General features: G+C 68.2%; 8 protein-coding genes. 3 read left to right on the top strand and 5 right to left on the bottom strand.

Annotation, left to right across the window (positions count from 1 at the left end):
- The coding region (locus G3N98_RS36370) for a rhodanese-like domain-containing protein (RefSeq protein ID WP_277396943.1) at nucleotides 1-672 on the top strand (672 nt) is incomplete at its 5' end.
- Nucleotides 673-736: 64 nt separating this feature from the next.
- On the opposite strand, the gene G3N98_RS36365 is transcribed toward G3N98_RS36370, so the two are convergent.
- Complete coding sequence (locus tag G3N98_RS36365) at nucleotides 737-1882, bottom strand: glycerophosphodiester phosphodiesterase (protein WP_206150831.1); 1146 nt, start codon at nucleotides 1880-1882, stop codon at nucleotides 737-739.
- A 375-nt stretch (nucleotides 1883-2257) separates the two neighbouring features.
- Here G3N98_RS36365 and G3N98_RS36360 point away from each other — a divergent pair, with 375 nt between their 5' ends.
- Together G3N98_RS36360 and G3N98_RS36355 are read left to right on the top strand one after the other, a co-directional pair.
- Complete coding sequence (locus tag G3N98_RS36360) at nucleotides 2258-3322, top strand: phytoene/squalene synthase family protein (RefSeq protein WP_206150830.1); 1065 nt, start codon at nucleotides 2258-2260, stop codon at nucleotides 3320-3322.
- Between the two features lie 490 nt (nucleotides 3323-3812).
- A complete protein-coding gene (locus G3N98_RS36355; RefSeq protein ID WP_089442597.1) occupies nucleotides 3813-5027 on the top strand; it encodes a porin in 1215 nt (404 codons plus the stop codon).
- A 224-nt stretch (nucleotides 5028-5251) separates the two neighbouring features.
- Here the strand turns inward: G3N98_RS36355 and G3N98_RS36350 are convergent, their stop codons facing one another.
- From G3N98_RS36350 to G3N98_RS36335, 4 genes are all read right to left on the bottom strand, one after another.
- A complete protein-coding gene (locus G3N98_RS36350; protein ID WP_206150829.1) occupies nucleotides 5252-6748 on the bottom strand; it encodes an efflux transporter outer membrane subunit in 1497 nt (498 codons plus the stop codon).
- A 10-nt stretch (nucleotides 6749-6758) separates the two neighbouring features.
- Complete coding sequence (locus G3N98_RS36345) at nucleotides 6759-7913, bottom strand: ABC transporter permease (RefSeq protein ID WP_206150828.1); 1155 nt, start codon at nucleotides 7911-7913, stop codon at nucleotides 6759-6761.
- Nucleotides 7910-8869, bottom strand: a complete 960-nt coding sequence (locus tag G3N98_RS36340; RefSeq protein ID WP_206150827.1) for an ABC transporter ATP-binding protein — start codon at nucleotides 8867-8869, stop codon at nucleotides 7910-7912. Before G3N98_RS36340 ends, G3N98_RS36345 begins: the two co-directional genes overlap by 4 nt.
- The coding region (locus G3N98_RS36335; protein ID WP_206150826.1) for an HlyD family secretion protein at nucleotides 8866-9276 on the bottom strand (411 nt) is incomplete at its 5' end. The genes G3N98_RS36340 and G3N98_RS36335, both read right to left, overlap by 4 nt.

Below are 9276 nucleotides of genomic sequence, written 5' to 3'. Positions count from 1 at the left end.
GTGAAGCGGCATATCCCGGGGGCGTGGTTCGCCGTGCGTGCGCAGTTGCGCGACGCGCTCGCGGCGATTCCGCCCGCGAACCGCTATGTGTTCACGTGCGGGTCGAGCCTGCTGGCGCGGTTCGCGGAGGACGGCACGGCGCAGTTCGGCGAGCGCGGCCAGCCGCCGCGCGACGTGCCGGCGACGCCGAGCGTGGCGGAAGTGTCGCCCGCGACGCTCGCGGGCTGGCTGAAGGAGGCCGCGCCGGGCGAACTGGCGATCGTCGACGTGACGGCCAGCGCGAACTACGTGAAGCGGCATATCCCGGGGGCGTGGTTCGCCGTGCGTGCGCAGTTGCGCGACGCGCTCGCGGCGATTCCGCCCGCGAACCGCTATGTGTTCACGTGCGGGTCGAGCCTGCTGGCGCGGTTCGCGGCGGACGACGCCCGCGCGCTGCTGCCGGCTTCGGCCGACATCTCGGTGCTCGCCGGTGGCACGGCCGCGTGGATCGACGCCGGGCTGCCGCTCGAAAGCGGCGAGACGCATCTGGCCTCACCGCGCGTCGACCGCTACCGGCGCCCGTACGAAGGCACCGACAACGGGGCGGCCGCGATGCAGGCGTATCTCGACTGGGAGTACGGACTGGTCGATCAATTGAAGCGGGACGGCACGCATCACTTCAACGTGATCTGACCGAAACGGTGCAACCGGGCGCGGCGCGTCGTGCGTCATGCGTCGTGCCCGGTCAGCGCGCCTGTCAGCGCTTGAACGTATCGACGGCCGTGCGGCCGACGGCCGGATCGTCGGTGAAGAAACCGTCGATGCCCGCGCGCAGGTACGCCTGGATCTCGCGCACCGAGCCGGCCGTGTTGCGCGTGGCCGGCGTGCCGCCGTCCTTCAGCGACGCGGGCAGGAAGTTGTTCTCCGGGCGGAACGTGTACGGATGCACGACGAGGCCGGCCTCGTGCGCGTAGCGCACGTACGGCGTCGGCTGCTGCAGCGTGCCGTCCGCGGCGACCGCGATGATCGACGTCTTGTACGGGCCGACGCCGTTCGCATAGGTCGCGATCTCGCGCATGCCGTCGCGCGTCGACAGGTCGCCATAGGTGCGCTTGTCGTTCGCCTTCACGAAGTCGTACGGGCGCTGGCCGGCTTCGTCCATCAGCTGCACGAGCTTCCAGTTCGGCTGGCTCGACTTGATCCGGTTGCGGATCGTCTTCAGGTTCGCGACCTCGAACGACTGGATGTAGACGGTCGCCGTGCGTGCCGTGTATGTATCCTTCAGCAGCGCATCGACGAGACGGTCCTCGAGCGGCAGGCCGATCGACTGGAAGTAGGTCGGATGCTTGGTTTCCGGATACAGGTGGATCGTGCGGCCGGTCTGCGCGGACATCTGCTTCGCGAGCGCGACGATCTCGTCGAACGTCGGGATCTCGAACTGGTCGTTGTACGCGGCGTTCGCGGGGCGCACCTGCGGAATGCGTTCGCGGGCGCGCAGCGTCTTCAGCTCGGCGAGCGTGAAATCCTCGGTGAACCAGCCCGTCAGCGCCGCGCCGTCGATCGTCTTGGTCGCCTTGCGGCTCGCGAACTGCGGCAGCGTCGACACGTTCGTCGTGCCCGAGATCTCGTTCTCGTGTCGTGCGACGAGCACGCCGTCGCGGGTCGACACGAGGTCGGGCTCGATCACGTCCGCGCCGTCCTCGACCGCCTTGCGGTACGACGCGAGCGTGTGTTCGGGGCGCAGCGCGCTCGCGCCTCGATGGCCGACCACCTGGACCTTCGCGGAAATCGGCTGGGTGGGATCGGACGCGACGTCGTCGTCACCACCGCACGCGGCGAGCAGGAACGCGGCGGCACAGGCGAACGGGACGTAGCGCAGGGAGGTCGGGCGTTTGAAGAGCATGTCGATGAACCTTCGAAACGAGAGTCGGAAAGGGGCGATCGATCCGGCGATGCGGCTGTCGTGGCGTGTCGCACGGAGTCGAATGGGACGCGATCGTCGCACCGAATAATTACATATATATTACTTGTGCCTTTCCATTCTCTATTTTTAGGGTGCGATGCCGGTGGCAGGGCGGTTGAGTGCGGCTTGGCGTGACGCGCATTCCGGCCGTCTCGGGCAGGCCGGCCGCCGGATGCACTAAACTTGCGGGAATTTTGCATCGCCGCGCCGGGGCCGACGCCCGTCTGGTGCGACGATGCGGCGACTCGCGGGCCGGCGCGGGCGCCCGGCGCCCGTGTGCGTCCGGGGCCCGCGCCGGCCGATTTTTCCCGACCCATGACGACTCGAACCGATTCCGCTTTCCTGCTCGGCGACCTGCTGAAGAACGTTTCCCGCTCCTTCTACCTGACGCTGCGCGTGCTGCCCGACGGCATGCGCGACCCGGTCGGCCTGGCGTACTTGCTTGCGCGCGCGGCCGACACGATTGCCGATACGGCGCTCGTCGCACCCGATCGCCGGGCCGCGTTGCTGACCGACCTGCGCGACGAGGTCGAGCGGCTCGGCGACGGCGTCGCGCTGTCGCGGGCGCTCGAGGACGTGACGCGGATGCAGACCGATTCGCACGAGCACGTGCTGCTCGGCTCGATCGAGCCGATGCTCGCGCTGCTGCGCACGCAGCCGGACGCCGACCGCGCATCGATCCGCAAGGTCGTCGCGACGCTGACGGCGGGGATGGTATTCGACCTGCGCACGTTCCCCGACGAGCAGTCGGGGCGCGTCGTGTCGCTGCCGACGCGCGGCGAACTCGACCGCTACACGTATCTCGTGGCCGGCTGCGTGGGCGAGTTCTGGACCGACATGACGGGCATGCACACGCCGGCCGCGCGCGGCTGGAACCTGCCGGACATGTGCGAGAAGGGCATCCGTTTCGGCAAGGCGCTGCAGATGACCAACATCCTGCGCGACTGCGGGAAGGACCTGCGCATCGGCCGGTGTTACCTGCCCGACGACGTGCTGGGTGCGCACGGGCTCGGCGTCGCCGACCTGATGGCGCCCGACGCGTCGGCGCGCGCGCGCGGCGTGCTCGTCGACCTGCTGCGCGTGACGCTCGACCAGTATCGCGACGCATGCACGTATACGCTCGCGATCCCGCGCCGCTTCGTGCGGCTGCGGCTCGCGTGCCTGTGGCCGATCATGATCGGCCTCGAAACGCTCGAGTTGCTGGCCGGCAACGATGCGTGGCTCGATCCGGCAAAGCCGGCCAAGGTGCCGAGAAAGCGCGTCTACCGGATCATGGCGTCGTCGCTCGCGCTGGTCGGTTCGAACGCCGCGATTCGCGCGCGCCTGACCGCGCTCGCCGATGCCGTGAGCGCGCATCTCGCGCAGCCGGCCACGCGCTGATTCGCACTGAACGATGCCGGCGCGACAGGTGCCGGCATCGCCCCTCCGCCCGCGTTCGCCGGGCCATCACCGTCCGCCGCTTCACGCCTCGGCTAAAAACGTTTTCATTATTTCGTGTCGCGAAACGTGGGTGTCATGAACGTCAGCGATCCTTCGCGGCGGCGTGAATCGTGGTGTCAGCCACGGTCGCGCATTGGTAAGACGTATGTTGCCGAAGGCATCTGACGACATCCGACGGACGCGTTGCACCCGTAAAAATGTAAAGCTAGGGTTTTCACCGGGAAATGCCGGAAAAGCCCGCCGCGTAAGCGTTTTCAGGTGTTATGTAACCGCTTGGTGAACCCCTGCGTTGCGTCGATCATACGATGACCGACTGCGCGTGTTGGGAAATAATCGGTAATCCGTCAGAATCCCGTCGGCATGTACTCGCACATGTGTCAGTCATAAAACCACACCAGAAAAGAAATCATTCTTTGAGGACGGAGAATCAATGAAAAAGCGCGTCGCTTTCGCCATGACGGCAGTCGGTCTCGCAGCCGCTACCGCCGCCCACGCCCAGAGCAGCGTGACCCTGTACGGTATCGTCGACAACGGTCTGGCTTGGCAGAACAACTCGTCGGCCGTCGGCGCGACCACGGGTGGTCACTCGAAGGTGCAAATGTCCACCGGCGTGTGGGCAGGCAGCCGCTTCGGCCTGAAGGGCAGCGAAGATCTCGGCGGCGGCACGAAGGCGATTTTCCAGTTGGAAGCCGGCGTCAACACGGCTAACGGCTCGTCGCAGTGGACCAACGGCATCTTCACGCGTCAGGCGTGGGTTGGCCTGACCAACAGCACGTACGGTACGCTGACGGCCGGCCGCCAGTACACCGCGTACTACACGCTGCTGTCGCCGTACAGCCCGACGACCTGGCTGACCGGCTACTACGGCGCACACCCGGGCGATATCGACTCGCTGGATACGAGCTACCGCGCGAACAACTCGCTCGTCTACATGTCGCCGAAGTTCTACGGCTTCACGGTCGGCGGTTCGTACTCGTTCGGCGGCGTCGCAGGCGCGACGAACCGCGGCTCGACGTGGAGCGCGGCGATCCAGTACCTGAACGGCCCGGCAGGCATCGCGGTCGGCTATCAGAAGGTCAACAACGCGACGCTCGGCGGCGGCGTGTGGGGCGCGAACTCGACGGTCCAGAACGGCCTGACGGCATCGGGCGACGGCAACCAGCCGGCTGTCTCGTCGATCAACAACGGCTATGCCACGGCGCAATCGCAACAGCGTATCGCCGTGACGGCGGGCTACCAGTTCACGCCGGCATGGGACATCTCGGCATCGTACTCGAACGTCCAGTACACGCCGGGCACGGGTTCGGCGTTCCGCAACACGGCCATCTTCAACACGGCAGGTGCCGTGCTGCACTGGAAGGCAGCCGCTCAGTGGGACTTCGCAGCGGGCTACTCGTACACGGCGGCAACGCAGTCGAACGGCATCACCAGCTCGGCCAAGTACCACCAGGTCACGCTGTCGCAGTACTACAGCCTGTCGAAGCGCACGGGCCTGTACGCAGTTGAGGCTTACCAGCATTCGAGCGGCAACACGCTCAACGGCGGCAAGATCATCGCTGCAACGACGTCCATCGGCGACGGCGTGGGCGCAGGTTCGAAGCAGAACCAGATCGGCGTCGGCGTCGGCCTGATCCACCGCTTCTAAATGTCGCGCGGCGCGCGAGCGCCGCTTACGACATGCGGTTGAAGAACCGGCCTTCGGGCCGGTTTTTTGTTTGCGGTACGTATTGTGCGTATTCCGGTGCCGTCGCCGGCCGGCATCGACCGGATGCGGACGGCGACGAATGCCGCGCCTGACAAGTGCACCGCTCATGCGGTGCCCAGCGTGCAGACGGCAGCATCCGGCCCGTGCCAATGTCGTCCATCCGATCACTCCGCCGCGTCATCCGTCCAGTTCCCCGCCAGCGCCTGAAACAGCGCCGCCGTATCGGCGAGCCGGTCGGCCTGCGCGCGCGTCCGGTCGAGCGCCGTCTGCAGCGCCTGCCGCTGCGCGTCGAGCAGGTCGAACGTGCTGATCCCGCCCGCCGCGTAACGGTCGCCGGCAATCCGGTTGCTGGCCGCCGCTTCCTGCGCGGCGGTGTCTCTCGCCTGCAATGTCGCCGCGTCGTGCTCGACCGCGCGCATGGCATCGGCCACCTGCTGCAGCGCTTCGAGCACGGTTTCCCGGTAACTCGCGAAGGCCGCGTCGTACGCCGCTTCGGCCGCACGTTTTTTCGAGCGCAGTTCACCGCCGTGAAAGAGCGGTTGCGTCAGGCCGAGGCCGACATTCCACACATTGAGTCCGCTCACGAGATCCGCGATGCGTGTGCGCTCCGAGCCGATTCCCGCCGAAATCGACAAGCGCGGATACAGGTTCGCGGTGGCCACGCCGACGTTCGCGCTCGCCTGGTGCAGCACGGCTTCGGCTGCGCGGATGTCGGGGCGTTCGCGCGCGAGCGTCGACGGTAACGCGATGGGCAGCGTGCGCGGCAGCGCGAGCGCATCGAGGGAGAGGTCGGGCAGCACGGCATCGGACGGCGCCACGCCGAGCAGGATCGCGAGCCGGTGGCCGGCCTGCGCGAGGCGGGCCTGGAGCGGTGGCAGCGACGCCTGCGTTTGCGCGAGCAGTGCGCGTTGCGCATGCACGTCGGCCTGCGAAACGCCACCCATTGCGAAACGCGCTTCGACGATGCGCAACTGGCGCGCCTGTGCATCGATCAGTTGCCGCGTGAGCGTGACCTGCTGCGCGAGCGACGCGCGCAGGATCGCGGTCGCGACGACGTTGCCCGCGAGCGTCAGGCGCGCCGCGTCGAGCGTGTACGCCTGGTAGTCGACCTGCGCGCGTAGCGCTTCGAGCGCACGCCGGTTGCCGCCGAACACGTCGAGTACATACGACACGCTCACCGACGCGTCATACAGCGTGAACGGCCCCGGGCTGGGCACGTTGGCGGGCAGGCCGAACGCGGTCGTGTCGACCTGCTCGCGCGTGGCCGACAGGCTCGCATCGACTTTCGGCAACATCGTCGCGCCGGCTTCGGCCGCATGGTTCTGCCGCGCTTCGTCGAGTCGCGCGCGGGCCTCGGCAAGCGTCGGGCTGTTGTGCCACGCGGTATCGACGAGCCGGTTCAGCGGTTCGGAGCCGAACTGCGTCCACCAGTGCCGCGGCGTATGCGCGGCCGATGCGAACGTCTGCGCGTCGCCAGTCGGGGCGGCAGTGGCGGCCGTCGTCGCGGGCGGCTCGCCGCGCGTGTAGTGCTGCGTGGCGGGCGCATCCGGCGCGTGGAAATCCGGCCCGACCGCGCATCCCGCGACGAGCAGCGCGGCAGCCAGCGCACAGCCGCGAGCAGCAGGGTCGACGTGGAAGGGGCGACGCGAAGCGGGTTTCATCGTGCGGCGCCTAGTCGAGCGTACGTCGGTAGAACCGCAGCGCGACGCCCATCACGACGACGGTGAACAGCGCGACCGGCCACACCGACGGCCACAGGTCGTTCCAGCCGTTGCCTTTCAGCAGGATGCCGCGCACGAGGCGGTTGAAGTAGGTGAGCGGCAGCAGGTTGCCGATGAATTGCGCCCACTTCGGCATCCCGGCGAACGGGAACATGAAGCCCGACAGCAGGATGTTCGGCAGGAAATAGAACACCGCGAGCTGCATCGCCTGCAACTGGTTCTGCGCGAGCGACGACAGCGTGATGCCGACCGTCAGGTTCGCCGCGATGAACAGCAGCGCGGACAGGTAGATCGCGAACACGCCGCCGACGAACGGCACCTCGAACACGAAGCGCGCCGCGGCGACGATGATCGACACCTGGATCAGCCCGATCAGCACGTACGGGACGATCTTGCCCGTCATCACCTCGAGCGGCCGCACGGGCGTCGCGAGCAGGTTCTCCATCGTGCCGCGCTCGCGTTCGCGGGTGATCGCGAGGCCCGTCATCATCACCATCGTCATCGTCAGGATCACGCCCATCAGGCCCGGCACGACGTTGTACTGCGTGATGCCCTCGGGGTTGTACAGCCGGTGCAGCACGACGTCGAACGCGGCCGGGCGGCCGTTCAGGTGGGCGAGCGGGCCCGTCAGGTCCTTGTCCGCGACGGGCTGCACGAGGCCCGGCAGCGCGCCGATCGCCGACGCGGTCGCGACGGGATCGGTCGCGTCCGCCTCGACGAGCAGCGACGGACGCTCGCCGCGCAGCAGCCGCCGCGAGAAATCGGCCGGCACGCTCAGCACGAACTGCACGTCGCCGCGGGCGAGCGCATGCCGGCCGGCCGCCTCGTCGGGCAGCGTCTCGACGATGTCGAAGTACGCGGAATTGCGCATCGCGGCGATGAAGCTGCGCGCGAACGGGCTCGCATCCGCGACGATCACCGCGGTGGGCAGGTGCTTCGGATCGGTGTTGATCGCGAAGCCGAACAGCGTGAGCTGGATGATCGGCACGCCGACGATCATCGCGAACGTCACGCGGTCGCGCCGCAGCTGCAGGAATTCCTTCAGCACGATGCTCCACCAGCGGGCGACCGAAAACGCATCGCGCAGGCGCGCCCACGCGTTCATGACGACGCTCCGCCGGGCGGCCCGGATGCGCGGCCCATCATGTAGATGAAGACATCTTCGAGCTCGGTGTCGATCGGCGCGACCTGCAGCGCGGCAGACCCGTCGGCTTGTGCCGCGACCTGCGCGAGCGTCGCGTCGAGCCGCGCCTGATCGCGGCCGCTCACGTGCAGCGCCGAGCCGAACACGACCGTCTGGTCGACGCCCGGCATCGTGCGCAGCCGCGCGGACAGTTCGCTCAGATGCGCACCGGTGATCGCGCGGGTCACGAGCCCCTGCGACGCGACGATCTCCGCGGACGTCCCCTGCGCGAGCAGCTCGCCGTATGCGATGTACGCCAGCTTGTGGCAGCGCTCGGCCTCGTCCATGTAGTGCGTGCTGACGAGCACCGAGATCCCTTGCGCGGCCAGCCGGTGCAGTTCTTCCCAGAAGTCGCGGCGTGCGGCCGGATCGACGCCGGCCGTCGGTTCGTCGAGCAGCAATAGCGCCGGCTCGTGCAGCATGCAGGCGGCCAGCGCGAGGCGCTGCTTCCAGCCGCCCGACAGCGCACCCGTGAGCTGGTCCGCGCGGCTCGCGAGGCCGAGGCCGTCGAGTGCGCGCGCGACGGCCGCCTTGCGGTCGGGCATCCCGTACACGCGGGCGACGAAGTCGAGGTTCTCGCGGATCGACAGGTCTTCCCAGTACGAGAAGCGCTGCGTCATGTAGCCGACTCGCCGCTTGATCTGCGCGCTGTCGCGCACGATGTCGTAGCCGAGGCAGGTGCCGCTGCCCGAGTCGGGCGTGAGCAGCCCGCACATCATCCGGATCGACGTGGTCTTGCCGCTGCCGTTCGGCCCGAGAAAGCCGAAGATCTCGCCGCGCGCGACGCGCAGCGACACGTCCTTGACGACGTGCTTGTCGCCGAAATGCTTGTTCAGGCGATCGACGTCGATCGCGTACGGTGCGGGCGGCGCGGTCATGGCACCCTCACGGCGACGGGCTGGCCCGGATGGAGCTTCGGCGCGTCGCCGACGGCCGGGCGCGCCTCGATCATGAACACGAGCTTGGTCCGGCTCTCGTTGCTGTAGATCACGGGCGGCGTGTATTCGGCCTCGCTCGACACGTAGGTGATGCGTGCGGGCACGTCCGCCGCACAGCCGTCGCAGTGGATCGCGACCGTGCGCCCCGGCGCGAGCGAGGCGATCGCGGCCTCCGGGACGAAGAAGCGCACCTTCAGGTTTTGCGGCGGCAGCATCTGCACGACCGGATTGCCGGCCTGTACCCATTCGCCGACGCGGTACAGCGTGTCGTACACGCGCCCGGCGGCGGGCGCGGCGACGCGCTTCTGGTCGAGCTTCCATTGCGCCTCGGCGACCGCCGCCTGCGA

This window comes from Burkholderia sp. Tr-20390 (assembly GCF_017104595.1).
Classification (GTDB): Bacteria; Pseudomonadota; Gammaproteobacteria; order Burkholderiales; family Burkholderiaceae; genus Burkholderia.
Note: the sequence above shows the minus strand (reverse complement) of the source record. Positions and strands in the feature narration are given on the sequence as shown.

What these genes read in the sequence shown, in the direction of transcription:
- G3N98_RS36365 (WP_206150831.1), bottom strand. Translation starts at nt 1,882, where the DNA reads ATGCTCTTCAAACGCCCGACCTCCCTGCGCTACGTCCCGTTCGCCTGT.
- G3N98_RS36360 (WP_206150830.1), top strand. Translation starts at nt 2,258, where the DNA reads ATGACGACTCGAACCGATTCCGCTTTCCTGCTCGGCGACCTGCTGAAG.
- G3N98_RS36355 (WP_089442597.1), top strand. Translation starts at nt 3,813, where the DNA reads ATGAAAAAGCGCGTCGCTTTCGCCATGACGGCAGTCGGTCTCGCAGCC.
- G3N98_RS36350 (WP_206150829.1), bottom strand. Translation starts at nt 6,748, where the DNA reads ATGAAACCCGCTTCGCGTCGCCCCTTCCACGTCGACCCTGCTGCTCGC.
- G3N98_RS36345 (WP_206150828.1), bottom strand. Translation starts at nt 7,913, where the DNA reads ATGAACGCGTGGGCGCGCCTGCGCGATGCGTTTTCGGTCGCCCGCTGG.
- G3N98_RS36340 (WP_206150827.1), bottom strand. Translation starts at nt 8,869, where the DNA reads ATGACCGCGCCGCCCGCACCGTACGCGATCGACGTCGATCGCCTGAAC.